The sequence below is a fragment of the Klebsiella sp. CSG-1 genome, from assembly GCF_056521145.1.
The window spans coordinates 1-26,093 of sequence record NZ_JBWNLD010000002.1 but is presented as its reverse complement, the minus strand read 5'-3'; the positions used below and the strand labels follow the sequence as shown (position 1 = coordinate 26,093).

Sequence of the window (26,093 nt, the reverse complement as noted above, 5' to 3'; positions counted from 1 at the left end):
GATTAACCAAACTCACGCAGGCGCATCGCCAGTTTCTGGAAGAAGTTCACCTGGGTCGTATCGCGGTCTTCTTTACCGGTAATCACCACCGTCGCGGTTGTCCCCGCTGGCCACAGATTGCCCTGCTGCTTATCGAGTCGAATACGGACCGGCACACGCTGCGCCAGGCGAACCCACTCAAGGTTAGAATCCACGGAAGCCATCCCTTTAGCGTCGCTGCTGCTGCTGGCGTTGGTCACCCCGGCGGCAATGCTGTCCACCGTACCTTTAATCGAGCGGCTGCTTCCCAGCGGGGTGATTTCCGCACGGTAGCCCTGACGAACCCCTTCCAGTTTGGTCTCTTCGAGGTAGGCCACCACGTAAAAGGTGTCTTGCTTAACCAGCGCCACGGCTGTGGAGCCACGGGTAATAAATTCGCCGCTGTATACGTTGAGGTTGGTCACCCAGCCATCGGCCGGCGCGCGGATAACCGTGCGTTCAAGATCGAGCTTCGCCAGATCGCGGGTTGCCATCGCTTTTGCCAGCTGATGCTCCACCGTTTGTAAGACGTTGTTGGCCTGGTCTATTTCCTCACGGGACATCGCCTGTATGCCAAGCCGGTTACGACGCCCGGCCTCGGTACGCTTTTCCTGCGCCAGGGTCTGGTAGTAAGCGACATCGGCCTGAGCCTCTTCGAGGGCTTTCTGATAACGCGGCTGATCGATCACGAACAAAACCTGGTCTTTCTTAACCAGCTGGTTATCCTTGACGTTGACCTGCGTAATCAGTCCTGACACATCCGGCGCGATCGCCACGATATCGGCGCTAAAGCGTGCGTCACGCGTCCAGGGCGATGCGGTGTAATAGACCCATGCGCGAAAAATCGCGACAAATGCGAGGATAACCAGTATCACAGTGATTGCGGTACGGAAGATATTTCTTGTTAGTGTTTTCACATCGACCTCAAACGAACAAACGCGATATCAGATAAAAAAGGCAGCAATATAACGCGGTATTAAACAGTGCAGGGTGCCAGACAAAATCATAGATGCCGGTGGGAACCAGCAGCCGATGTACCAACCAGAAAATGGCCAGCGATATTAGCAACTCAAAGAAGATCGGCGGAAATGACAAGCCGAAAATCACGATGACAGGAAACAGACTCATGATGACCTTGATAAGAAGCGTACAGGTGATATGCGTGAAGCGTTTATTATGTAGCTAACAATATAGTAACGTAACAATTGCAGCATGATCTATATTATGTGATCTAAATCACTTTTAAGTCAGAGTGAACAATGGAACGATTAAAACGCATGTCCGTTTTTGCCAAAGTGGTTGAACTGGGTTCATTTACCGCCACGGCACACCAGCTCCAGATGAGCGTTTCATCCATCAGCCAGACTGTCTCCAGACTGGAAGATGAACTCCAGGTGAAACTGCTTAACCGCAGCACCCGCAGCCTTGGCTTAACGGAAGCCGGCAAGATCTATTACCAGGGCTGCCGACGAATGCTGTTCGAAGCGCAGGACGTCCATGAGCAACTGTACGCGTTTAACAATACGCCCATCGGTACGCTGCGCGTCGGCTGCTCTTCAACTATGGCACAAAATGTCCTCGCCCACATAACCGCTGGAATGCTGAAAGAGTACCCGGGTTTATCCGTCAACCTGGTCACCGGAATTCCGGCGCCGGATCTGATTGCTGACGGGCTGGATGTGGTGATCCGCGTCGGGGCATTGCAGGATTCCAGCCTCTTTTCACGCCGGCTTGGCTCGATGCCGATGGTGCTCTGCGCAGCAAAAAGCTACCTGCAGCAGGCGGGGATCCCGGAAAAACCGGCCGATCTCGCCAGCCATTCGTGGCTGGAGTACAGTGTGCGCCCTGATAATGAATTTGAAATTATCGCCCCGGAAGGGATCTCAACCAAACTGATCCCCCAGGGCCGCTTTCTCACCAACGATCCCATGACGCTGGTCCGCTGGCTGACCGCAGGGGTCGGGGTGGCTTACGTTCCGCTGATGTGGGCGATCGAAGAGATCAACCGCGGTGAGCTGGAGATCCTGCTGCCAAGCTACCAGTCAGATCCGCGTCCGGTGTACGCGCTGTATACCGAAAAAGACAAGCTACCGCTGAAGGTTCAGGTCTGTATTAATTCACTGACGGAGTATTTCGTCGAGGTGGCAAAAATTTACCAGGGGATGCACGGCCGGGGAATTGCCCGCTAGCGACGCGACACAAACGGCAGCGATGTCCGGTGCAGGCTGCGCCTCCGCAAAATGCGGAAGCGCATTCAGAATACTCAGGCGGTTCCGCCAACGGTAAGGTTATCGACTTTCAGCGTCGGTTGGCCAACGCCTACCGGCACGCTCTGGCCCTCTTTACCGCACACGCCGACACCGCTATCAAGCTTCAGATCGTTACCGACCATGGAAATCTGCTGCATCGCTTCAATACCGGAACCGATCAGGGTCGCCCCCTTCACTGCTTTCGTGACCTTCCCTTTTTCGATCAGGTAGGCTTCTGAAGTGGAGAACACAAACTTACCTGAGGTGATATCGACCTGACCACCGCCGAAGTTAGGGGCATAGATACCGTAATCAACCGATTCGATAATCTCCTGCGGCGTCGATTTACCTGCCAGCATGTAGGTGTTGGTCATCCGCGGCATCGGCAGATGGGCGTATGACTCACGACGGCCGTTACCGGTCGGCGCAACGCCCATCAAACGCGCATTGAGTTTGTCCTGCATATAACCTTTCAGGATACCGTTCTCAATCAGCACGTTGTATTGGCCCGGCGTCCCTTCGTCATCAACGGCCAGCGAGCCGCGGCGATTGGCAATGGTGCCATCATCCACCACGGTGCACAGTTCGGAAGCCACCAGTTCCCCCATATGGCCGCTGAACACCGAGGTACCGCGACGGTTGAAATCGCCTTCCAGACCGTGTCCTACCGCTTCATGCAGCAATACCCCAGGCCAACCGGCCCCCAGCACCACCGGCAGCATGCCCGCCGGGGCGGCAACGGCAGATAAATTCACCAGCGCCATCCGCACCGCTTCTTTCGCCCAGGCATCGGCACGGACTTCACCGTCTTCGGCAGCCAGGAAATAGTCATAGCCAAAACGACCGCCGCCGCCGCTGGAGCCGCGTTCGCGTTTACCGTCGTCTTCCACCAGCACGCTGACCGACAGACGCACCAGCGGACGAACGTCCGCCGCTAACGTCCCATCGGTCGCCGCGACCAGAATCAATTCATACACGCCGCTCAGGCTGGCGGACACTTCCTGCACGCGTTTATCAGCGGCGCGAGCCGCTTTATCGACGCGGCGCAGGATATCCAGTTTCTCTTCGCGGCTCATACTTTGCAGCGGATCGATGCTGGTATACAGCGCGCTGTATTCTACCGCCCCCAGGGTACGCACTTTGCCGTCGCCGCTGTCGCGCACGATGGTACGAGCCGCCTGCGCGCTCTGCTCCAGCGCCAGTCGACTGATTTGGTCGGCATAAGCAAAACCCGTTTTCTCGCCGCTGACCGCACGAACGCCGACGCCCTGGTCAATATTGTACGAACCATCTTTAATGATGCTGTCTTCCAGAACCCAGGATTCGTGATAGCTCGACTGAAAATAGAGATCGCCGTAATCCAGACGGCGCTCGGCCAACTGGCCAAGAATGGCAAAAAGATCCTGATGATTCAGGCCATTTGCTAACAGTAATTGTTCACTTACCAGGTTCAGACTCATCGTTATGCTACTCGTTTGTTGCCGCCGGTCAGGCGGAAATAAAAAACGCTATCCATTGAGAGTGCGGTAATTCCCCGCAATCGTCAAATCATTGCTTTTTGTCACTGCGCGCCTGGCGCAGGACTTCATTGATCTGCGGCTGATCGATAGGGCCAGTGATGCGATAACGCAGGATAGATACTTTGTTCCACAGCGGCCCCAGCACTTTACTGGCGGCAAACACCGCGGCGCCGACTATCGGGTTTATCACAAACGCTGTCGCAACGCCGACGGTCGCCGAAATTTCCGGGGCCACGACGGCCTGCATATCCAGCCGGCGGCGTACCAGGTCGACCGAGCCTTTCATCGCGATATCCGCCTCGAGGCCATCCACCAGCGTATCATCCGTATTCAGCACGCCATCTTTAATCCATGCCGTGCTGTTGATCGAATCAAAATAGAAGCCTTCGCTGAAGGTATCGCTAAAGTCGAAACGCAGCTTTCGCAGCAGCGCATCGACGCTCAGCAGACGCAACAGCTGCCCGGCATGACCGGTGCTGATGTCGGTAAATTCGCCTTTCCCGAGATGGCTTTTCAGCACCCCATTGAGCGATGCCACGTCCGGCTGCCACGGCGGTGCACGCCAGTGCAAATCGTAATCGACATCGAACGACGACCCTTTCACCGGCGTCGAAATACCGAAAAAGCTGGCGAAGGCATCCGTTTTATTCCCATGGAGTTTACCTTTCAGCGACGTCCGCACGCCGCCCGGGGCATTGACCCATACGCCGTCGGAAGTCAGACGGCCAAAACCGGTATCCACCAGCCCGTTAGCCAGCGTCAGGGTATCGCCTTTAATTGAGAAATCACCGTCGATGCGCCCGTATTTTTGCCCCCATAGCCAGCACTCTGCGCAGCGCAGCTGGAGATCCGGCCAACCGCGAAAATCAAGGCGGTTACTGGCAAGCGGGTTCGTCCCGCTGGACGCCTCACCACTCTTCTGAGCGGCAGCCGGGTTGTAATACAGGTAGCGAATGGCGGCCTGCCAGGGGGCATTTTGCCGCATTGTCAAAGAGGCGTTAATTTCGCGCCCCTGGGCTTCAACCTTCGAGCCACCGGCATTCGGTTGACTCACCAGGCTCACGTTGTTCCAGCTTTGGCCAGCAAACGTCAGCGACGGCGTGCGCAACGTGATACGTTCCGGGAAGAGAATATTGCTGCTGACTTCATTGACTGCGCCGCCCTGGAAAAGCGCCAGCCACTCCGCGCCATCCATCGCCGGCATATTCAGCTCAACGCCGGCCTGATCCGGCAGCGGAGAAATGGCTTTGCTATCAGAGGTTAAAATCGCCCGATCCAGCGTCAGCTTACGGTTCAACAGCCAGCGGCTGTTTAAATGATTTTTCGCACCAATAGCGCCGGTCAACTCGAAGCTGTTTAACCCGCCTTCAACATTAATTTTCACCGGCAGCGGCTCACCCGCTGTTTTATCGACCGGAGAAGGTAAGTCACTGCTTACATTTTTCAGATCGCCGTTAATATCAACCTTATAGCTCGCATTCCCATGGTACGGCAGCTCAATTGCCACCTTACCGTCCCACGGCACGCTACCGCTAACGGCATCATTGACCGCTTTTGGCAGGAGACCGGTACGCGATGGCTGCCAGCTGGCGTTCATGCCAACGTTGACCAGGAAGGCCTTAGGTCCCTCGGTGGTGGAAAAATCGAGATTCAACGGCTGATTAAACCAGCTGGCTTTCAGGGTCTCGCTTTTCAGATCGCCATTTGTAAAGCTGAACTTACCGGTCAGATCCTTCAGCGTTGTATCAATCGGTTTGATAAACAGGCTGTTATTCACCAGATTGACATCGCCTTTGGCGGTGGTCAGCTCGCCATCCAGCGGAATATCAAGATGTAAGCGAGCGCTCACATTCCCATCCAGTTGTAGTTCATCCAGTGCCGAACCCAGCGTCTCTTTCAGCGGCGTCTCGTTAAAATAGGGTCCGACATCTTTCCCTGGACCGTTGATATCGGCATCAATAAGCAGTTTTTCCCGCGAATAATCCGGGATAACCGCATCAAGGTTACTGGCGGTGACGTTCCCCAACATGACCTTATCGGCCTTCATCCACAAACCGTTATTGATAAAATCGAGGTTGATATCCAGCCCGGTTAATGCCGGCCAGTCGGGTTGAAAGGCAAAGGTGGCGTTGGTTAATGGCACCGAAACCTGGAACTGGCCTTCGTTATGCAGATACGGGAACAGGTGCGGGTTACCGCCGTAAACCAGGGTGGCGTTGGTTGCCTGCCCGCCTTTTATCGCGCCGCTGAGATAATCCACCAGCTCTTTGCCCATCAGGTTTTCTGGAAAATAGCGCCATGCCTGACCACCGTCATTGGTGCTGATCCCCGCCAGAATCCCCAGCCACGGCTCATCACCCTGCGGCTGTAAATAGCGGAACCCTCCCCGCGCACGTACTCCGGTTGCCTGCACGTCAATGTTGCGCCCGTCAAGCATAAAGCCTTTGTCATTCTTCACCCAACTGAGGGTGGCATCACCTTTGGCAATTTCCAGCGGGGCGCGGAAGACCGTGGCATAAGGCATTTTGGCTTCGCTCATACTGGCGTGCAGCGAGCCGTTCTCCACGCTTCCGGCAGCGCTACCGGAGAAATGTTCGGCCCCCGGCAGCAGCTTCCACTGTTTCCAGGAGAGATCGCTCCAGCTTGCCTGAAAACGGGATTTTTCCGCTGCCTGCAGCGGGATATCCAGCGCCAGCAGATCGATTTTGCCGGCAGGTTGCGTGGTACGCCAGACCTCGCCCAGCTCAGGGGCCAGCTTATCGGCAATCGGTTGCAGCCCGGTCAGGCCATTGAGATCGAGGTGACTGGCGCGGACACGCAGCTCATCGCTGCGCGAGTGGTTATCACCGCCGACATCCTGGGCCGGGATCCACGCCATCGCCAGCGCGCCGCGCGGCCAGGCTTTGCCGTCGATCGAGATCCGGGTATCCGGGATGTCGAAGCCCCAGCCCTGCTTCTCGCGGAAGATATGGGCCGTCAGATTATCCACCGTCAATCGATGGGGCTGACCATCACCCTGCCAGCTGGCGCCGCCCTTCTTCAACCAGACGTCACCGCTGGCGATATCGCCTTTGTCGATAGTCATCCAGCCTTCGAGGCTAAAGCGCGCTGTTTGCAACGCAATATTGTCCTGCATCCAGCGGCCCAGCCACGGCTTCACGTCAATATCATCCGCCTGCAGCCATACGCGCCCTTTGTTCAGCAGGCCATTTTCATCACGCAGATCCATACGTACCTGCATCACCCCATGCTGGCCGTTCAGACTGGAGAGACTCAGTTGCCCTTCTGCACGATGGCGGTTATTCGTATTCAGCCAGGTGAGCTGCGGAACAGCTAATTCCGCACGTTGCCCGGAAATGGTCACGAAACTCAAATGGCTATCGCGCAGAATAAAGTGGTCGAACTGGCGCAGGAAGAGATCGCCAATATGGTCGGTTTTCAGACTCTCGCCGCCATCATTGGTCTGGATTGGCGAATTGGTATGGATTTTCAACTGCCAGAAGGTGAGGTCGCGGAATTGCCAGCGCATGTGCAGCAGACTTTGCCAGACATCCAGCGCCAGAGTGACCCGTTTAACCGAGAGCTGGCCGCCGTCTTTCAGACCCGCGGAGACATCGCGCACGTCGAGCGTCGGGCCAAAGTTTTCCCAGCGGGCCGTTAGCTGTGAAGCATTGACCGGCGAGCCTGAAAGCGCAGAGATTTTTTCCAGCAGCTGCGGGCGCCATGCGTCCAGCTGCGGCAGAACGAGACGCAGGCCGCTCACCAGCAGTGCGACGACAACTGTCAATGTTGCCGCGGTGAGCAGTAATATCCCGGGCAGTCGCCTCACGCCTCTCTCCTTGTCAGACTTTTACACGTCATCCGTCTATTTGCCTCCGCGTCGGCGGCGTTGACTTCCGGGATAAGCCGTCGTTCGGCCATACTCCCGGGTGCCAGAGCAGAAGCAAACCAGATGATTACATCATAACGACATCGAACTGCTCTTGATTATAGAGCGGTTCAATTTGTACTTTGACCTGTTTGCCGACAAAGATTTCGACTTCCGCCAGCGCGTGCGACTCTTCCCCTTTCAGGGTTTCCGCAACCGCAGGAGAAGCATAGACCAGGAAACGATCGGAATCGTAGGCATGATGCACACGCACAATCTCACGCATGATTTCATAGCACACCGTTTCCACCGATTTCACCGTACCGCGTCCGTGGCAGGTAGGGCAATCCTTACACAACACGTGCTCAACGCTTTCACGAGTCCGCTTACGGGTCATCTCTACCAGACCAAGCTGGGAGAAGCCGTTAATACTGGTTTTGACCCGATCTTTACTCAGCGCCTGTTCCAGTGAATGCAACACCCGGCGGCGGTGATCTTCATTATTCATATCAATGAAATCAATAATGATAATCCCGCCCAGATTGCGCAGACGCAGCTGGCGGGCAATCGCCTGAGTCGCCTCAATATTGGTATTAAAAATCGTATCGTCGAGATTGCGATGACCGACAAATGCCCCGGTATTGATATCAACGGTGGTCATCGCTTCGGTTTGATCGATAACCAGATAGCCGCCGGATTTCAGCTCCACCTTACGCTCCAGCGCGCGCTGAATTTCGTTCTCCACGTCAAAGAGATCGAAAATCGGCTGACGGCCGCTGTAATGCTCCAGCTTGCTGGTCATTTCCGGCATATATTCGGCGGTAAACTCCACCAGCGATTCATACGTCAGGCGGGAATCGACGCGTATACGGTCCAGATGCTCATCGGCAAAATCACGCAGCACGCGCTGAGCCAGCGCCAGTTCACCGTACAGCTGATAACGGGTCTGCTGACGTTTTTTGCGCTCCATGACCTTCGTCCATACGCGCTTGAGGTAAGCCGCATCGGCGGCTAACTCCTGTTCATGCACCCCTTCCGCGGCGGTACGGATGATAAAACCGCCCTGCTCATCGCAGTAGTCGGCCACCACCTTCTTTAACCGCTCGCGTTCAGCTTCACTCTCGATACGCTGTGACACGCCGACGTGAGAAGCCCCCGGCATAAAGACCAGATAGCGGGAAGGCAGCGTAATGTCCGTCGTCAGGCGGGCGCCTTTGGTGCCGAGCGGATCTTTCACCACCTGAACCATCAGGTCCTGGCCCTGACGAACCAGTTCGGAAATATCGCGCACCGTAAACTGCTTTTGTTCTTCCCCGGCAACGCATTCGGTATGCGGCATAATATCTGACGCGTGCAGAAATGCGGCCTTATCCAGGCCAATATCTACAAAAGCCGCCTGCATCCCCGGCAGTACACGACTGACACGACCTTTGTAGATATTGCCTACGATTCCGCGCCGCGCTTCACGCTCAATATGAATTTCCTGCAGAATACCGCCATCAATGTACGCAACGCGCGTCTCCGATGGCGTTACGTTAACTAACAATTCAGCCGTCATCTTTATCCCTTTTCTTCACGCAGTGAGTTAAAGTTACTCAGCAACTCATACGTTTCTACCAGCGGTAAGCCGACCACGGCGTGATAGCTGCCATTAATCTTCCTGACGAAACAGCCACCCAACCCTTGAATACCGTATGCACCTGCTTTGTCCAGAGGTTCGCCGCTGGCCACATAGCTGGCAATATCCTGATCTGAAAGCAGGCGGAAGGTGACTTCCGTCACCACCAGGCAATCCAGCGTCAGCTGCTTATCCGCCAGCGCCACGGCCGTCATGACCTGATGCGTCTTACCGGAGAGCATGCGCAGCATCTCGGCGGCGTGCGCGGCATCGCGCGGTTTTTCCAGCACTTCGCCGTTCAGGATAACAATGGTATCGGCCCCCAGCACCGGCAGATCGCGCGGGGCCAGTGCGACCCCCGCCTGCGCTTTTTCACGCGCCAGACGCGCAACATAATGCCCGGCGCTCTCCTGTGGCAGGCGTCGTTCTTCAATACCGGGAACCAGACGTTCAAAAGATAACCCCAGTTGCGTCAGCAGTTCTTGTCGACGCGGAGAGCCTGAAGCGAGATACAGAGTCGTCATATCAACCTTATTGCACCGCAAATTGCTGACGGACTTTCCGCATCAGCAGGAATAACCATGGCCAGAGCACACCGTTTACTACACTACTCCAGAACACTTCCGGACGGAAAGAGACGTTGATCACTAAAAACTCTGCCCAGAAAACAACGATATCCACAGCAAGGGATAACATCATCACCACCAGCGCCTGCTGCCAGAGCGCCAGATTGCGAAACAGCTGATATTTCAGCGCCACCAGATAAGCGATGATACTTAACGATAGCGCGCGAACGCCGAGTGTCGACCCGCTGATCAGATCAAGGATCGCCCCCATGACGAAACCGGTGCCTACGTTCACCCGATGCGGTAAGGCGAGGATCCAGTAAAGCAGGATCAGGAATACCCAGTTTGGCCGGAAGACGGTCAGGTCCGCCGGCCAGGGCATGACCTGCAGCAATAGCGCGATAAGAAACGAGAGCCAGATAACCCAGCGTCCCTGGCTTCGATAACTTGCCACTATTGCCCCCCTGCAGGCAGAGGTTGCGAAGGCGGCGTCATGCCGGTTGCCGGCGCAGGCATTTGCGGCCCCATGGCATCTGGTGCCGGCAGAACCTGCGGCATCATCTGCATCAGACGTTCATTGGCAACGCGGTGCACCTCTTCCGGCGTCATCGGGTTGGCCCCGTTACGATCGGCTCCCCACAGCAGCAGGAGATAGCGCAGACGCTGCAGACCCGCCGTTGGGCGCGCCTGAATGACCGTATACGCACGCTGCGTGTCGAGCTTCACCGAGGAAACCACGCCGACCGGATAGCCTTCAGGGAAGCGGCCACCGAGACCGGAGGTCACCAGCACATCGCCGACGCGAATATCGGTGTTCGCCGGCAGGTGCTCCAGCTGCAAATCGTCAGTGCACCCGTTACCCGCCGCAATCACGCGAATATCATTGCGCAGAACCTGAATCGGCAACGCATGCGTCGCGTCGCAGATGAGCAGCACGCGGCTGGTTAACTTCGCCACCGCAACGACCTGACCAACCACGCCTTTGTCGCTGATCACCGGCTGGCCTTCGTATACGCCGTTAACGCTGCCCTTATCGATAACAACCTGATCGCTATAAGGATCGTTAACCGTAGAGATGACCTGAGTCACCATTTTTTGCTCATCCTGGCGCAGCGGCGAGCCCAGCAGCTCGCGCAGACGCGCGTTCTCCTGTTTATACTGACCCAGCATCAGCAAATCGCTGTTCTTCAGCAGCAGTTCCTGACGCAGCGCGCGGTTTTCCAGTTCGAGCTGATCGCGGGTTGCCAGCGTTTGCGATACGCTGTCCAGCAATTCCCGGGGACCATTTGAGATAAAGTAGAAAGGGCTGACGGCAGTGTCCATGTACGTTCTAATCTGACTGAACGTACCCAGGCGGCTGTCGGCGATAATCACGCCAAGCGCCACCAAAACCGCCAGGATAAGGCGAATCTGTAGCGACGGGCCACGGCTAAAAATTGGCTTCATAGGCTATGCGTATTCTCGTGTCAGTTAAGACCAAGGGTAGCTTTTGAGGCTACCCTGGACCTTCGGCTGACTACTCTTCGCTGAACAAGTCGCCGCCGTGCATGTCGATCATTTCCAGCGCTTTACCGCCGCCACGTGCGACGCAAGTCAGTGGATCTTCTGCAACTACGACAGGAATACCTGTCTCTTCCATCAACAGACGGTCGAGGTTGCGCAGCAGGGCGCCACCGCCAGTCAGAACCATACCACGCTCGGAGATATCGGAAGCCAGCTCCGGCGGACACTGTTCCAGCGCGACCATGACCGCGCTGACGATACCGGTCAGCGGTTCCTGCAGCGCTTCGAGAATTTCGTTCGAGTTCAGGGTAAAGCCGCGTGGCACGCCTTCTGCCAGGTTACGGCCGCGAACTTCGATTTCACGCACTTCATCGCCCGGATACGCCGAACCGATTTCATGCTTAATACGTTCAGCCGTCGCTTCACCGATCAGGGATCCGTAGTTACGACGCACATAATTAATCACGGCTTCATCGAAACGGTCACCACCGATACGAACGGAAGAGGAGTAAACCACGCCGTTCAGGGAGATAACCGCCACTTCGGTAGTACCGCCACCAATATCCACCACCATAGAACCGGTCGCTTCGGAAACCGGTAAGCCCGCGCCAATCGCAGCCGCCATCGGCTCTTCAATCAGGAAGACTTCACGAGCGCCAGCGCCCTGAGCAGATTCACGAATCGCACGACGCTCAACCTGGGTTGCACCGACCGGTACGCACACCAGAACACGCGGGCTTGGACGCATGAAGCTATTGCTATGCACCTGTTTAATAAAGTGTTGGAGCATTTTTTCGGTGACGAAGAAGTCGGCGATAACGCCGTCTTTCATCGGGCGAATCGCCGCGATATTGCCCGGTGTACGCCCGAGCATCTGCTTCGCTTCATGACCAACAGCAGCGACGCTTTTCGGCGAGCCGGCACGATCCTGACGAATGGCCACAACGGAAGGCTCATTCAATACGATGCCTTGTCCTTTTACATAAATCAGGGTATTCGCGGTACCCAGGTCAATGGACAGGTCATTGGAAAACATGCCACGAAATTTTTTTAACATACTAAGGGATAATCCTGAAAGCTGGGGCGGAAAACAAAATCCGCTTACTTTACCAACCACACGCAGCAGCGACAAGGCGCAAAAATCATCTGCTACGGTGAAAATTAGTGCAGCGCATTTCCTTCGTTACAAATTTACCGGGTCCATTCAGTGGCGAAATCGTCAACAGCGCTCCGCGCCTGAATCTGTAACCCGTCAAAGGTCATTTACTGGCATTTACATTGCGATAATCCGGCAGGTAGACAAGCACACCCCCTTCACTATGGCGCGCGTTATTCTACGTGAAATCACGCTAAACGGCAGATCAAACCGAGTATCTTTGCGAATATTTTTTCACATTTGTGTCAAGTGGCTGTGAGGCGGCAAAAAATTCCCCCTGACCACCCGTGACACCGCACTGAGACAGCACCTGCCATTCACTGCGACTGCGGACGCCGGTTGCAAAAACCTGGACCGGCATGCCCTTACAGGCCTCCACCAGGCTTTGAACCAGCAGCTGGTTCTCACTGCGCTTTTCGATATTGCGCGACAGTCCCTGGTGCAGCTTAATCACTTCGACATCCAACTGCTTGATCCAACTGGTTCCAACCAGCGTTAATCCGGCCTGCACGACGGCAACGCGAATACCCAGGGCATTGACCAGGCGCATTACCGGTTGTAAGCGGCCGATATATTGACAAACATCTGCCTCTGCAAGTTCAAAAATAATCCGTCGACGTTGCGATTTTTCACTCTGCATCAAAGTATCACGCAGCCAGCGCTGAAATCTCGGGCGGATCAATGATTCCACCGTCACCTGCAGCGCGAGGTTTTCCTCCGGCCAAAAACTTAAAAATGGCAGTAAGCGCGTGATCTGCAGGCGGTCGTACTCTTCCGCCAGACCAAACTGTTGCACCATTGGCATATATTCTGCCGCGCTCACCTCTTCCTTACCGTCGTACAACCGCGACATCAGTTCACGATGATGGACGCGTCCATCGCGGGTAACGGCCGGCTTCTGGTACAGTCGCGGCCCGCCGCGGCTGAGCATTTGTTCAATCAGCGTACGCCAGCGGACGTTACCGCGCCCTTTCTCCGGTAACGAGTCATCGTAGACTGCCCAGCTATTGCTGCCCTGTAGCACCGCATTGCGCGTCGCAGCCTCGGCGCGTTCCATCACCTGGGCGGTCGTCTGCCCACTGCGGAAAGCGCAAAGACCGATATGCATCATGTCATCGCGGTCAAGAATCCGCGTCGGCGGCAGTGCATCCACCGCTTTTAACAGCAACCCGGCGATGCTATCGGCCTCTTTTAAGGTACGGTGAGGAAGGAGTACGGCAAAATCACTGCGGTGGTAGCGCGCCAGCAGCGCCCCGGGATAGCGCATAATAAAAGTCGACAGCAGGTTGATGAGCGTGAAGTAGTGTTCTTCGGCGGCGGCTCGTCCCCAGTTATCACGTAACAGATCGAACTCCGGCAGGCGGATCATCATCACGATACCGTGCGAACCCACTTTTTCCTGATCTTCCAGCAAAGTTGCCAGCTGATTATCAAAGAACAGACGATTATTCAGCCCGGTTTTCGAGTCTTGCGCCGCATAAGAACGAATCAACGTATCCATACGACTACGCTGATCGCTGGCAAACTGCAGCTCGGAAAGCAGCATATCCAGCGCGCTGCTGGTGCTTGCCGGCCACTCATGTACCGACCCACGTACCTGCGGCCCGCGTTCGCCGTTGAGGATCCGCGCAGCACGTACCTCCAGCAGCTCCTGGCCTGCAAGCTGACGGCGAATCCAGCGCACGGAGAAAAAGATAACCAGAACCATAAGGCCGATAGCTGTCGATAAGGGTCCGGTGATGTGTAGCGAGCGGAAATAATTCACCATCGGGTCGAGGTAGACCACGTGAATCGTCATACCGGGGTGTTTTAACGACGGTACCGTTATTTCACGATACTGATTCTTACTCCCCGGCGGACGATAGCTGTCGCTACGCGAGTGACCGTACACCGGCTTGCCGTTAAGCAGAAAATCGACCTGCACAATCTCCACCGGCGTCATCAACTCATCCATTTGCGGTTCGAGCTTATCGAACGAGGATGAGATCAGGCGGTTATCCAGCATCGTCGCCACAGCCTGGACGCGATTCTCCATCTTCAGCTGGATACCGTTATAAAAACTCAGCGAAGCACCTATAAGCGTGACAAAGATGGTCAGGCTGGTGAGCAGCGTGACAAATGCTGAGAACTTCGTCGTTAATCGCATCCCTGTGTTAACTCCGCGAGTGAATGACCGCCCGATAGATTTTCAGGCACGTGTACTAGCGCTTTACCTAAAGTAAGCGCTAACTTTCTAAAGCGCGAGGCATACTATCAAAGCTGGCGTTTCTGGCAATTTATTGCGTTATATCGGCGTAATAATGTCGATAGCGAGTATAGTCTGCAGAAAATTTTTTCCAATCTTTGTACAAATAAGGACCCGCATATGCAGGCTTTAATATTAGAACAGCAGGATGGTAAAACAATCTCCTCGGTGCAAACCATCGACGCCGACCAGCTGCCGCCGGGCGATGTCACCGTCGATATTCACTGGTCCAGCCTTAACTATAAAGATGCGCTGGCGATCACCGGCAAGGGAAAAATCATCCGCAACTTTCCGATGATTCCTGGCATCGATTTCGCCGGTACCGTTCATTCAAGCGAAGATCCGCGCTTCCACAGCGGCCAGAAAGTGCTGCTGACCGGCTGGGGCGTCGGTGAAAACCACTGGGGCGGTCTGGCCGAACGTGCGCGGGTGAAAGGCGACTGGCTGGTCGCGATGCCGGAAGGTCTTGATGGCCGTAAAGCGATGGCGATCGGTACCGCCGGCTTCACCGCTATGCTGTGCGTCATGGCGTTGGAGGATGCCGGCATCCGTCCGCAGGATGGTGAAATCATTGTCACCGGCGCCAGCGGCGGCGTCGGCAGTACTGCCATTGCGCTGCTACATCAGCTCGGCTATTCGGTCGTCGCAGTCTCTGGCCGCGAAAGTACCCATGAATATCTGAAAAGCCTCGGCGCACAGCGCATTCTCGGTCGCGAAGAGTTTGCCGAAACCCGTCCGCTGGAAAAACAGCTGTGGGCTGGCGCGATTGATACCGTCGGGGACAAGGTGCTGGCGAAGGTGCTGGCGCAGATGAACTATGGCGGCTGCGTCGCCGCCTGTGGTCTGGCCGGGGGCTTCGCGCTGCCAACGACGGTGATGCCGTTTATTCTGCGCAATGTTCGCCTGCAGGGCGTCGATTCCGTCATGACGCCGCCCGCGCGTCGCGCTGAAGCCTGGCAACGTCTGGTGCGTGATCTGCCGGAATCCTTCTATTCTGCGAGCGCCACGGAAATTACGCTCGCAGAGGCCCCGGCATTCGCCGCTAAGATCATGAACAATCAGATCCAGGGGCGGACGCTGGTGAAGATCGCCTAATCTGCAATTTTTCGTGACATATTCGCGATAAATCGCCGCCTCCGTCATGCTTAGGAAAAAGCATGCCGGAGGATGTCATGAAAGCCAAAAAACTCACGGAAGCCGATGTAACGGCAGAGTCCGTATTTATGCTACAGCGCCGCCAGGTTCTGAAGTCACTCGGGATCACCGCAACGGCCCTTTCTCTTTCCCCCACGGCGCGGGCCGATCTCCTGGACTGGTTTAAAGGTCACGACCGCCCGCCGGCCCCGGCAGGTAAAGCGCTGACGTTTAATAAACCCGCGGAGTGGCAAAGCTCGCTCGCCCTGACGCCGGAAGATAAAGTCACCGGCTATAACAACTTCTATGAATTTGGTCTTGATAAAGCTGACCCCGCGGCCAATGCCGGCAGCCTGCGTACCGATCCCTGGACCCTCACGATTGGCGGAGAAGTGGCCAAACCGCTGACGCTCGATCATGACGACCTGACCCGGCGCTTTCCGCTGGAAGAGCGTATTTACCGGATGCGCTGCGTGGAGGCCTGGTCAATGGTGGTGCCCTGGGTCGGCTTCCCGCTACATAAACTGCTGGCGCTGGTTGAACCCACCAGCAACGCCCGTTTTGTCGCCTTTAAAACTCTGTATGCACCGGACCAGATGCCGGGGCAAAAAGATCGCTTTATCGGCGGGGGGCTGGCTTATCCTTATGTAGAAGGTCTGCGGCTGGATGAAGCCATGCACCCTCTGACGCTGCTGAGCGTCGGCGTTTACGGTAAAGCGCTGCCGCCGCAAAATGGTGCCCCTGTCCGGCTGACCGTCCCATGGAAATACGGTTTTAAAGGTATCAAGTCCATCGTCAGTATCGAGCTGACGCGCGAGCAGCCCCCCACCACCTGGAATCTCGCCGGGCCGGAAGAGTATGGCTTCTACGCTAACGTCAATCCGCACGTCGATCATCCGCGCTGGTCGCAGGCCACAGAGCGTGTTATTGGCTCTGGCGGCGTGCTTGATGTTAAACGCCAGCCGACGCTGCTGTTTAACGGCTATGCTGACGAGGTGGCATCGCTCTATCGGGGACTGAATCTGCGGGAGTATTACTAGTGCGTCTGAACGTAAAACAGATTACCTGGCTGAAGGGGGTACTCCATCTGGCCGGCTTCTTACCCTTTATCTGGCTCTTCTGGGCCGGACAACAGGGCTACTTTAGCGCCGACCCGGCAAAAGATATCCAGCATTTTACCGGTAGGATGGCTCTTAAATTTTTGCTTGCGACCTTGCTCGTCTCACCGCTCGCGCGCTACGCTAAACAACCTTTGTTGATTCGTACCCGGCGTTTACTCGGGTTGTGGTGCTTTGCCTGGGCAACGCTGCATCTCACCAGCTACACGCTGCTGGAGTTAGGTATCAACAATCTGGCGCTGCTGGGCTCGGAGTTAGTCAGCAGACCTTACCTGACTTTGGGTTTTATCAGCTGGTTGATTTTGCTGGCGCTGGCCGCCACCTCAACACAAGCGCTGCAGAGAAAACTGGGTCGCCGATGGCAAACTTTGCACAACTTCGTCTATCTGGTGGCAATCCTTGCCCCCATTCACTACCTGTGGTCGGTGAAGATTTTATCTCCGCAGCCGGTGATTTATGCCGTGCTGGCCGCATTGCTTTTAGCATGGCGTTACAAGAAGTTCCGTCAGTGGTGGCGATAATCATCGGATATGTGCAGTTTCCCGCAGATCTTTTATCAACCGCGACGCTTTGAACGATAGCGGTTGATAATCTTCCCTGATAAGACCAGTATTTAGCTGCCAAATGCTACGAAATCGTTATAATGTGCGACTTTGGTTTTCCTGACGGGGTTTTCGGGCCCTGAAAAGGTGACAAGCGCGCTTCGAAGGTATATTTTGTTTTTTACCCGAGAATGGCAGGAGATAGCCACACAATGGCTGACAAGTTTCGCATTTTGCTTTTAAACGGACCCAACCTTAACATGCTCGGCACTCGTGAGCCTGAGAAGTATGGCACCCTTAAGCTTTCTGAGATTGTTAACCGTCTGGAATCAGAAGCTTCGGCTCTGAACGTGGCGCTGGATCACCTGCAGTCCAATGCGGAGTTCGCGCTAATCGACCGAATTCATCAGGCTAAAGACACTGTGGACTATATCCTGATTAATCCGGCCGCGTTTACGCACACCAGCGTGGCTATCCGCGATGCATTACTTGCGGTCAGTATCCCGTTTATCGAGATTCACCTGAGCAACGTACATGCACGCGAACCGTTCCGTCACCACTCCTATCTATCGGATATCGCCTCGGGCGTCATCTGCGGACTCGGTGCGGACGGCTATTCATACGCTTTACAGACGGCGGTAAAACGCCTGTCACAATCACACTAAACAAAGAGTACGGAACCCACTCATGGATATTCGTAAGATTAAAAAGCTGATCGAGCTGGTTGAAGAATCAGGCATCTCCGAACTGGAAATTTCTGAAGGCGAAGAGTCTGTACGCATCAGCCGTGCCGCGCCAAATGCGGGCTACCCGGTCATGCAGCAGGCTTATGCCGCGCCGATGATGCAGGCTCAGGCACCGGTTGCAGCAGCACCGGCCGCCGCTCAGGCAGACGCGCCGGCGAAAGCTGAAATCAGCGGTCACATCGTACGTTCCCCGATGGTCGGTACTTTCTACCGCACCCCGAGCCCGGACGCCAAAGCGTTCGTGGAAGTCGGTCAGAAAGTTAACGTGGGCGACACCCTGTGCATCGTAGAAGCGATGAAAATGATGAACCAGATCGAAGCCGATAAATCCGGCGTGGTGAAAGCCATTCTGATCGAAAGCGGCCAACCGGTAGAATTTGATGAGCCGCTGGTAGTCATCGAGTAACGAGGCGAACATGCTGGATAAAATTGTTATCGCCAACCGAGGCGAGATTGCACTGCGTATCCTGCGTGCCTGTAAAGAACTGGGCATCAAGACCGTCGCTGTGCATTCCACTGCGGATCGCGATTTAAAACACGTACTGTTAGCGGATGAGACGGTCTGTATTGGCCCGGCTCCGTCCGTAAAAAGCTATCTGAATATCCCGGCAATCATCAGCGCAGCGGAAATTACCGGCGCGGTGGCCATCCATCCGGGTTATGGCTTCCTGTCCGAAAACGCCAACTTTGCTGAGCAGGTTGAACGTTCAGGCTTCATCTTCATCGGCCCGAAAGCCGACACCATTCGTCTGATGGGCGATAAAGTGTCCGCGATCACCGCGATGAAGAAAGCGGGCGTACCAACCGTTCCGGGTTCTGACGGCCCGCTGGGCGACGATATGGATGCTAACCGCGCTCATGCAAAACGCATCGGCTATCCGGTTATCATCAAAGCCTCCGGCGGCGGCGGCGGACGCGGTATGCGCGTGGTACGCAGCGATGCTGAACTGGCCCAGTCCATCTCCATGACCAAAGCTGAAGCCAAAGCTGCATTCAGCAACGACATGGTATACATGGAAAAATACCTGGAAAATCCGCGTCACATCGAGATCCAGGTACTGGCTGACGGCCAGGGCAACGCTATCTATCTGGCGGAACGCGACTGCTCCATGCAGCGTCGTCACCAGAAAGTGGTCGAAGAAGCGCCGGCGCCGGGCATTACCCCGGAACTGCGTCGCTACATCGGCGAACGCTGCTCTAAAGCGTGTGTCGACATCGGCTATCGCGGCGCAGGCACCTTTGAGTTCCTGTTTGAAAACGGTGAGTTCTACTTCATTGAAATGAACACCCGTATTCAGGTTGAGCATCCGGTAACCGAAATGATTACCGGCGTTGACCTGATCAAAGAACAGCTGCGTATCGCTGCTGGCCAGCCGCTCTCCATCAAGCAAGAAGAAGTCCAGGTTCGTGGCCATGCGGTGGAATGCCGTATCAACGCCGAAGACCCGAACACCTTCCTGCCGAGCCCGGGTAAAATTACCCGCTTCCACGCGCCAGGCGGTTTCGGCGTACGCTGGGAGTCTCATATCTACGCAGGCTACACCGTACCTCCGTACTATGACTCAATGATTGGTAAGCTGATTTGTTACGGCGAAAACCGTGATGTCGCGATTTCACGCATGAAAAATGCGCTGCAGGAGCTGATCATCGACGGCATCAAAACCAACGTCGATCTGCAGATTCGCATTATGAATGACGAGCATTTCCAGCATGGTGGAACCAACATCCACTATCTGGAGAAAAAACTCGGTTTACAGGAAAAATAATCCTGTATTCGCAGCAAAAGGCCGGATTATCCGGCCTTTTTTCTTTTTCTCTCCCCTTGCCAGCCCCTTAAGGTACAATCCCCGCTTTAAATTGACCCCGGGAGCCTTATGGACGCGCGTTTTGTTCAGGCCCACAAAGAAGCCCGCTGGGCGTTGTGGCTTACCCTCCTCTATCTTGCAGCATGGTTAGCAAGTGCTTACATTCCTGGTTCTCAGCAGGGCTTTACCGGCCTGCCGCGCTGGTTTGAAATGGCTTGTCTGTTGATCCCGCTGATTTTCATTCTGCTGTGCTGGGCGATGGTGAAGTTTATCTACCGCGATATTCCGCTGGAGGATGATGATGCAGCCTGAAGTGATCCTGCCGCTTATTGCCTACCTGCTGGTGGTGTTTGGCCTGTCGATTTATGCGATGCGCAAGCGCTCGACCGGGGCATTCCTTAACGAGTATTTTCTCGGCAGCCGTTCTATGGGCGGCTTCGTGCTGGCCATGACCCTGACGGCCACCTACATCAGCGCCAGTTCGTTCATAGGCGGCCCGGGTGCGGCATATAAATACGGGCTCGGATGGGTACTGCTGGCGATGATCCAGCTGCCTGCCGTGTGGCTGTCGCTAGGGGTACTGGGGAAAAAATTCGCTATTCTGGCCCGCCGGTATAACGCGGTAACGCTCAACGATATGCTGTTCGCCCGCTATCAGAGCCGTCTGCTGGTATGGCTGGCGAGCCTCAGCCTGCTGGTTGCGTTTATCGGTGCGATGACCGTGCAGTTTATCGGCGGCGCGCGACTGCTGGAAACCGCCGCAGGCATCCCTTACGAAACCGGTTTGCTGATTTTCGGTATCAGTATCGCGCTCTACACCGCTTTCGGCGGCTTCCGCGCCAGCGTGTTGAATGATGCGATGCAGGGTCTGGTGATGCTGATAGGCACCATCGTGCTGCTCGTCGGTATCGTTCATGCTGCGGGTGGCCTGAGCATGGCGGTGCAGACCCTGGAGCATATCGATCCGAAGCTGGTTTCTCCCCAGGGAGCGGACGATATTCTGTCACCGACTTTTATGACCTCTTTCTGGGTCCTGGTCTGCTTTGGCGTTATCGGTCTACCGCATACGGCGGTGCGCTGTATCTCCTATAAAGACAGTAAGGCGGTGCACCGCGGGATTATTCTCGGCACCATCGTGGTCGCTATCCTGATGTTTGGCATGCATCTCGCCGGAGCGCTGGGTCGCGCGGTGATCCCGGATCTGACCATCCCGGATCTGGTCATCCCGACGCTGATGGTGAAAGTACTGCCGCCGTTTGCCGCCGGGATCTTCCTTGCCGCGCCAATGGCGGCGATCATGTCGACGATCAATGCGCAGTTATTGCAGAGTTCCGCTACGATCATTAAGGATTTATACCTGAACCTGCACCCGGAACAGCTGGATAACGAGAAACGCCTGAAGCGGATGTCGGCGATGATCACGCTGATCCTCGGCGCGCTGCTGTTGCTGGCCGCATGGCGTCCGCCAGAGATGATCATCTGGCTGAACCTGCTCGCCTTTGGCGGGCTGGAAGCGGTCTTCCTGTGGCCACTGGTTCTGGGCCTGTACTGGGAGCGCGCCAACGCGGCGGGAGCCCTGAGCGCGATGATCGTCGGCGGCGTGCTGTATGCCGTGCTCGCCACCCTGAAAATTCAGTACCTGGGCTTTCATCCTATCGTGCCCTCGCTGCTGCTAAGTTTGCTGGCTTTTGTGGTGGGCAACCGTTTTGGTCAGCCCGTTCCACCAGCCCCTGTTATGACTACTGACAAATAAAGAGTTTTGCTATGCCATGGATCCAATTGAAACTGAATACCACCGGCGCACATGCTGAAGACCTCAGCGACGCGCTAATGGAGGCCGGCGCGGTCTCCATCACTTTCCAGGATACCCACGATACGCCGGTATTCGAGCCGCTGCCGGGTGAAACTCGCCTGTGGGGAGACACCGATGTTATCGGCCTGTTCGATGCTGAAAGCGATATGCATGACGTGGTGGCTATCCTAGAGCAGCATCCGCTGCTGGGCGCCGGTTTCACCCATAAAATCGAGCAGCTGGAAGATAAAGACTGGGAACGTGAATGGATGGACAATTTCCACCCAATGCGTTTCGGCGAACGGCTGTGGATTTGCCCAAGCTGGCGCGAAGTACCGGATGCAAACGCAGTCAACGTGATGCTCGACCCGGGCCTGGCGTTTGGTACCGGCACGCACCCGACCACCTCGCTCTGTCTGCAATGGCTGGACGGACTGGATCTGACGGGTAAAACGATTATCGATTTCGGCTGCGGTTCGGGCATTCTGGCGATTGCGGCGCTGAAGCTGGGTGCCGCAAAAGCTGTCGGTATTGATATCGACCCGCAGGCAATTCAGGCCAGCCGTGATAATGCCGAGCGTAACGGTGTCTCCGATCGTCTGGAGCTCTATTTACCGCAGGATCAGCCAGAAGCGCTCAGCGCCGATGTGGTGGTCGCCAACATCCTGGCAGGGCCATTACGTGAGCTGGCCCCGTTAATCAGCGTGCTGCCCGTTTCAGGCGGTTTGCTGGGCCTTTCCGGTATTCTCGCCAGCCAGGCGGAAAGCGTCTGCGAAGCCTATGCCGATCGCTTTGCCCTCGACCCGGTGGTGGAGAAAGAAGAGTGGTGTCGGATCACCGGCCGCAGAAAGTAACTCTGGAATGCGGCCTGCGGGCCGCTTTTTTGTTTCCAGTAACCGCTGAATGACGTCAAGAAATGGGAGCCAGATCGCATTACGATGCGCTTTTTTGACTACAAAAACAGCGTTTTATGCCGTTAACAGTGCCCTTTTTCTAAGAAAAATCGAGAAGTTTTGCGATTTTATAAATGGACACAAATTATCCACCACCGATTAAGGTGATGATTAATATGATAATTTATCCATCTCTTTTCTATCGATGTGGGATTCATTGATCTGTGACAGAGGATTGCTCAAAGTTTGGCCTTTCATCTCGTGCAAAAAATGCGTAATATACGCCGCCTTGCAGTCACAGTATGGTCATTTCTTAACTCATGCGCATCGGACACTATCAGCTCAGAAATCGCCTGATCGCAGCGCCTATGGCTGGCATTACTGACAGACCATTCAGGACGCTGTGCTACGAGATGGGAGCAGGTTTAACCGTTTCCGAGATGATGTCCTCCAACCCGCAGGTTTGGGAGAGCGACAAATCCCGTTTACGGATGGTGCACGTGGATGAGCCCGGTATTCGTACCGTGCAAATCGCCGGTAGCGTACCGGAAGAGATGGCCGCAGCCGCCCGTATTAACGTGGAAAGCGGTGCCCAGATTATTGATATTAATATGGGGTGCCCGGCGAAAAAGGTGAATCGCAAGCTCGCAGGTTCAGCCCTCTTGCAGTATCCCGATCAGGTGAAGTTAATCCTGACGGCGGTCGTCAAGGCAGTGGACGTTCCCGTGACACTCAAGATTCGCACCGGTTGGGAGCCGGAACACCGTAACTGTGTAGAAATTGCCCAACTGGCTGAAGAGTGTGGCATTCAGGCTCTGACTATTCACGGACGCACCCGCGCCTGTTTGTTTAACGGAGACGCTGAATACGACAGTATTCGGGCAGTTAAGCAGAAAGTTTCCATTCCGGTTATCGCGAATGGTGACATTACTGACCCGCTTAAAGCCAGAGCTGTGCTCGACTATACGGGGGCTGATGCCCTTATGATAGGCCGCGCAGCTCAGGGAAGACCCTGGATCTTTCGGGAAATCCAGCATTATCTGGACACTGGGGAGCTGCTGCCCCCGCTGCCATTGGCAGAGGTTAAGCGTTTGCTTTGCGCGCATGTTCGGGAATTGCATGACTTTTATGGCCAGGCAAAAGGGTACCGAATTGCACGTAAACACGTCTCCTGGTATCTACAGGAGCACGCCCCAAATGACCAGTTTCGGCGCACATTCAACGCCATAGAGGATGCCAGCGATCAGCTGGAGGCGTTGGAGGCATACTTCGAAAATTTTGCGTAAACAGAAATAAAGAGCTGACAGAACTATGTTCGAACAACGCGTAAATTCTGACGTACTGACCGTTTCTACCGTTAACTCTCAGGATCAGGTAACTCAAAAACCCCTGCGTGACTCGGTTAAACAGGCACTGAAGAACTATTTTGCTCAACTGAATGGTCAGGATGTGAATGACCTGTATGAGCTAGTACTGGCTGAAGTTGAACAGCCCCTGTTGGACATGGTGATGCAATACACCCGTGGTAACCAGACCCGTGCGGCCCTGATGATGGGCATCAACCGCGGTACTCTGCGTAAGAAACTGAAAAAATACGGCATGAACTGATACTAATCAGTTAATTGCTTGTTATAAAAGGCGCTCTTCGGCATGGGGAAGCGCCTTTTTATTATCTGACATATCGAATTTCTCCGGCTGCCAGGGCGGATATCGGTATTTCGCATCGCTGAAGTGCAGATCACTGCGCAGCAGCATGACTCTGCAATGCCACTTTGCCAAAGAGAGTAATCTCAAATCCGGGCAGCCGTTTTATCAAATCACACCTGCCAGACCGTATACCCGAACGTAATAGAAAATAAAGCGAAAGCAAAGTCGCTGCGTATCTCTCTCCTGTCTGCGCGTTAAGCACTATCGCAACTTAATATATCAGCCGCGGGGGAATGAGACTCCTGTGCCTGCCTCCTGGCCATTATTGAACTCGCCAGGGCTACCAGTTTTAACTTTAAGCTTATCAATCGGGTGACCAGACTCATAGCGTACTGACACAGTACCTGCAATCAAATCCGGACCCGCCACCGCCAGTGCGCATACGATCAAACGGGCTTGAGAACACACCCCATCTCCGGTTCGATATGCACCTGGAAAAGACCTTGCTCTCAGATTGCGACAAAACCCTCTCTGATGCACCAGGAGCGCATTGATGGCCTGCCTCAATGGAGATTTCATCTGGGCCCTGGCATCCTGTTGTAGTGGCTTCTGTGGCTGCATACCTGGGGCGGCATTTGGCCCTGATGTTAAGCCACGACCAATAAGCGGGATAGAAAATACCGCCAACATAAGTAAGCACTTCGTTTACACGCAGGTTTCGCTTCACACTTTTTCGCCCGGCAACCAATATACGGATATGTTAGAAATCAATTTGTTATATTATCGGCCGACTAATAATATGGCTCTTACTTCTCTTTCGTTATTTTATTCTGCATATTTTCCTCATAATCCCAGTGCGATCTCCACGATATTTACCCTGAACATAAATTGATATTATTTCGGCCGCTGACCTTGATATTGTCGATGGTAAAATAGGCTATTCCGTCATATATCGACAGCGGTACAACCCGACGGATTATTCAGAGGCCTACCATGAACAAATTTATTTTAGTGACGCTGCTGACGACGCTGCTCGCCGGCTGTGCCCACGACTCCCCCTGCGTACCGGTCTATGATTCTCAGGGGCGATTAGTCCATACTAATACCTGTATGAAAGGGACCACTCAGGATAACTGGGAGACAGCAGGCGCCATTGCAGGAGGTGCCGCAGCCGTTGCAGGCCTGACACTGGGTATTGTGGCCCTGACCCGCTAATTTTTATCCTGGAAGCATGCAGAAACTGCAGCTAAAACAAAGGGCCCAGTCGAAGACTGAGCCCTTTTTAGTTTAATTGCCGTTCGTTTATCAGAATATTTGTGGCGACTATACTGGCCTGGCCGGGAGATATCTCGCTACTGTACAGTATCTCCGCGTGGTGCTGAAAATCAGAAAAGCAAAAAGGCCCAGTCTTTCGACTGAGCCTTCTGCTTTATTTGATGCCTGGCAATTCCCTACTCTCACATGGGGAGACCCCACACTACCATCGGCGCTACGGCGTTTCACTTCTGAGTTCGGCATGGGGTCAGGTGGGACCACCGCGCTCTCGTCGCCAGGCAAATTCTTTCTAAGTGCCGAACTTTAACCTAAAAACTGGTGCTGATACCCAGAGTCGAACTGGGGACCTCACCCTTACCAAGGGTGCGCTCTACCAACTGAGCCATATCAGCACGCTA

The 26,093-nt window shown here is 54.9% G+C and carries 23 protein-coding genes, 1 tRNA gene and 1 rRNA gene; 13 read left to right on the top strand and 12 right to left on the bottom strand.

Annotation, left to right across the window (positions count from 1 at the left end):
* Positions 1-2: 2 nt before the first annotated feature.
* Together aaeA and aaeX are read right to left on the bottom strand one after the other, a co-directional pair.
* Positions 3-935, bottom strand: coding sequence for a p-hydroxybenzoic acid efflux pump subunit AaeA (gene aaeA / locus AC007G_RS04610; RefSeq protein WP_032690546.1), 933 nt, complete (start codon positions 933-935; stop codon positions 3-5).
* Positions 936-942: 7 nt separating this feature from the next.
* Positions 943-1,146 carry a p-hydroxybenzoic acid efflux pump operon protein AaeX gene (gene aaeX / locus AC007G_RS04605; RefSeq protein ID WP_004868260.1) on the bottom strand — a complete coding sequence of 68 codons (204 nt, stop codon included), beginning with the start codon at positions 1,144-1,146 and terminating at the stop codon, positions 943-945.
* A gap of 131 nt (positions 1,147-1,277) precedes the next feature.
* Here aaeX and aaeR point away from each other — a divergent pair, with 131 nt between their 5' ends.
* Positions 1,278-2,207: an HTH-type transcriptional activator AaeR gene (gene aaeR / locus AC007G_RS04600; protein ID WP_479466550.1), complete on the top strand. Its 930-nt coding sequence runs from the start codon at positions 1,278-1,280 to the stop codon at positions 2,205-2,207.
* Between the two features lie 74 nt (positions 2,208-2,281).
* Here aaeR and tldD read toward each other — a convergent pair whose 3' ends face one another.
* The 8 genes from tldD to csrD form a co-directional block, all read right to left on the bottom strand.
* On the bottom strand, positions 2,282-3,727 hold the full coding sequence (gene tldD / locus AC007G_RS04595) for a metalloprotease TldD (protein WP_142629947.1): 1,446 nt from the start codon (positions 3,725-3,727) through the stop codon (positions 2,282-2,284).
* Positions 3,728-3,815: 88 nt separating this feature from the next.
* Positions 3,816-7,616 (bottom strand): AsmA2 domain-containing protein YhdP, encoded by a 3,801-nt coding sequence (gene yhdP / locus AC007G_RS04590; RefSeq protein ID WP_142629949.1) that lies wholly within the window; start codon positions 7,614-7,616, stop codon positions 3,816-3,818.
* A gap of 127 nt (positions 7,617-7,743) precedes the next feature.
* The gene (gene rng / locus AC007G_RS04585; RefSeq protein WP_032690542.1) at positions 7,744-9,213 is read right to left on the bottom strand and encodes a ribonuclease G; all 1,470 of its coding nucleotides are present in this window, start codon (positions 9,211-9,213) and stop codon (positions 7,744-7,746) included.
* A gap of 2 nt (positions 9,214-9,215) precedes the next feature.
* The gene (locus tag AC007G_RS04580; RefSeq protein WP_032690541.1) at positions 9,216-9,797 is read right to left on the bottom strand and encodes a Maf family protein; all 582 of its coding nucleotides are present in this window, start codon (positions 9,795-9,797) and stop codon (positions 9,216-9,218) included.
* A gap of 7 nt (positions 9,798-9,804) precedes the next feature.
* Positions 9,805-10,293, bottom strand: a complete 489-nt coding sequence (gene mreD, locus AC007G_RS04575) for a rod shape-determining protein MreD (protein ID WP_004868276.1) — start codon at positions 10,291-10,293, stop codon at positions 9,805-9,807.
* Positions 10,293-11,285, bottom strand: coding sequence for a rod shape-determining protein MreC (gene mreC / locus AC007G_RS04570; protein WP_032690540.1), 993 nt, complete (start codon positions 11,283-11,285; stop codon positions 10,293-10,295). Before mreC ends, mreD begins: the two co-directional genes overlap by 1 nt.
* Positions 11,286-11,355: 70 nt before the next feature.
* Positions 11,356-12,399, bottom strand: coding sequence for a rod shape-determining protein MreB (gene mreB / locus AC007G_RS04565; RefSeq protein WP_002918653.1), 1,044 nt, complete (start codon positions 12,397-12,399; stop codon positions 11,356-11,358).
* Between the two features lie 304 nt (positions 12,400-12,703).
* Positions 12,704-14,644: an RNase E specificity factor CsrD gene (gene csrD / locus AC007G_RS04560; RefSeq protein ID WP_032690539.1), complete on the bottom strand. Its 1,941-nt coding sequence runs from the start codon at positions 14,642-14,644 to the stop codon at positions 12,704-12,706.
* A gap of 219 nt (positions 14,645-14,863) precedes the next feature.
* On the opposite strand from csrD, the gene acuI reads away from it, so the two are divergent.
* From acuI to AC007G_RS04500, 12 genes are all read left to right on the top strand, one after another.
* Positions 14,864-15,838 (top strand): acrylyl-CoA reductase (NADPH), encoded by a 975-nt coding sequence (gene acuI / locus AC007G_RS04555; protein WP_032690538.1) that lies wholly within the window; start codon positions 14,864-14,866, stop codon positions 15,836-15,838.
* A 77-nt stretch (positions 15,839-15,915) separates the two neighbouring features.
* The gene (msrP, locus tag AC007G_RS04550; protein ID WP_032697416.1) at positions 15,916-16,917 is read left to right on the top strand and encodes a protein-methionine-sulfoxide reductase catalytic subunit MsrP; all 1,002 of its coding nucleotides are present in this window, start codon (positions 15,916-15,918) and stop codon (positions 16,915-16,917) included.
* Complete coding sequence (gene msrQ, locus AC007G_RS04545; protein ID WP_032697415.1) at positions 16,917-17,516, top strand: protein-methionine-sulfoxide reductase heme-binding subunit MsrQ; 600 nt, start codon at positions 16,917-16,919, stop codon at positions 17,514-17,516. The genes msrP and msrQ overlap by 1 nt, the downstream gene beginning before the upstream one ends.
* Before the next feature lie 233 nt (positions 17,517-17,749).
* Positions 17,750-18,202 carry a type II 3-dehydroquinate dehydratase gene (aroQ, locus tag AC007G_RS04540; RefSeq protein ID WP_004868300.1) on the top strand — a complete coding sequence of 151 codons (453 nt, stop codon included), beginning with the start codon at positions 17,750-17,752 and terminating at the stop codon, positions 18,200-18,202.
* A gap of 22 nt (positions 18,203-18,224) precedes the next feature.
* Positions 18,225-18,689 carry an acetyl-CoA carboxylase biotin carboxyl carrier protein gene (gene accB, locus AC007G_RS04535; RefSeq protein WP_032690535.1) on the top strand — a complete coding sequence of 155 codons (465 nt, stop codon included), beginning with the start codon at positions 18,225-18,227 and terminating at the stop codon, positions 18,687-18,689.
* Positions 18,690-18,699: 10 nt separating this feature from the next.
* Positions 18,700-20,049 carry an acetyl-CoA carboxylase biotin carboxylase subunit gene (gene accC, locus AC007G_RS04530; protein WP_004868303.1) on the top strand — a complete coding sequence of 450 codons (1,350 nt, stop codon included), beginning with the start codon at positions 18,700-18,702 and terminating at the stop codon, positions 20,047-20,049.
* Positions 20,050-20,157: 108 nt separating this feature from the next.
* On the top strand, positions 20,158-20,400 hold the full coding sequence (locus AC007G_RS04525) for a YhdT family protein (protein ID WP_004868304.1): 243 nt from the start codon (positions 20,158-20,160) through the stop codon (positions 20,398-20,400).
* On the top strand, positions 20,390-21,841 hold the full coding sequence (gene panF / locus AC007G_RS04520) for a sodium/pantothenate symporter (protein WP_032690534.1): 1,452 nt from the start codon (positions 20,390-20,392) through the stop codon (positions 21,839-21,841). The genes AC007G_RS04525 and panF overlap by 11 nt, the downstream gene beginning before the upstream one ends.
* Positions 21,842-21,852: 11 nt before the next feature.
* Complete coding sequence (gene prmA / locus AC007G_RS04515) at positions 21,853-22,734, top strand: 50S ribosomal protein L11 methyltransferase (RefSeq protein ID WP_032690533.1); 882 nt, start codon at positions 21,853-21,855, stop codon at positions 22,732-22,734.
* Positions 22,735-23,093: 359 nt separating this feature from the next.
* Positions 23,094-24,059, top strand: coding sequence for a tRNA dihydrouridine synthase DusB (gene dusB / locus AC007G_RS04510; protein WP_032690532.1), 966 nt, complete (start codon positions 23,094-23,096; stop codon positions 24,057-24,059).
* Positions 24,060-24,084: 25 nt separating this feature from the next.
* A complete protein-coding gene (fis, locus tag AC007G_RS04505; RefSeq protein ID WP_000462905.1) occupies positions 24,085-24,381 on the top strand; it encodes a DNA-binding transcriptional regulator Fis in 297 nt (98 codons plus the stop codon).
* A gap of 1,032 nt (positions 24,382-25,413) precedes the next feature.
* Positions 25,414-25,635 (top strand): hypothetical protein, encoded by a 222-nt coding sequence (locus tag AC007G_RS04500; RefSeq protein WP_032690531.1) that lies wholly within the window; start codon positions 25,414-25,416, stop codon positions 25,633-25,635.
* Between the two features lie 223 nt (positions 25,636-25,858).
* On the opposite strand, the gene rrf is transcribed toward AC007G_RS04500, so the two are convergent.
* Positions 25,859-25,974: ribosomal RNA gene (rrf, locus tag AC007G_RS04495) — 5S ribosomal RNA — on the bottom strand.
* 37 nt (positions 25,975-26,011) lie between these two features.
* Positions 26,012-26,087 (bottom strand) — tRNA-Thr (locus AC007G_RS04490).
* Positions 26,088-26,093: the final 6 nt, after the last annotated feature.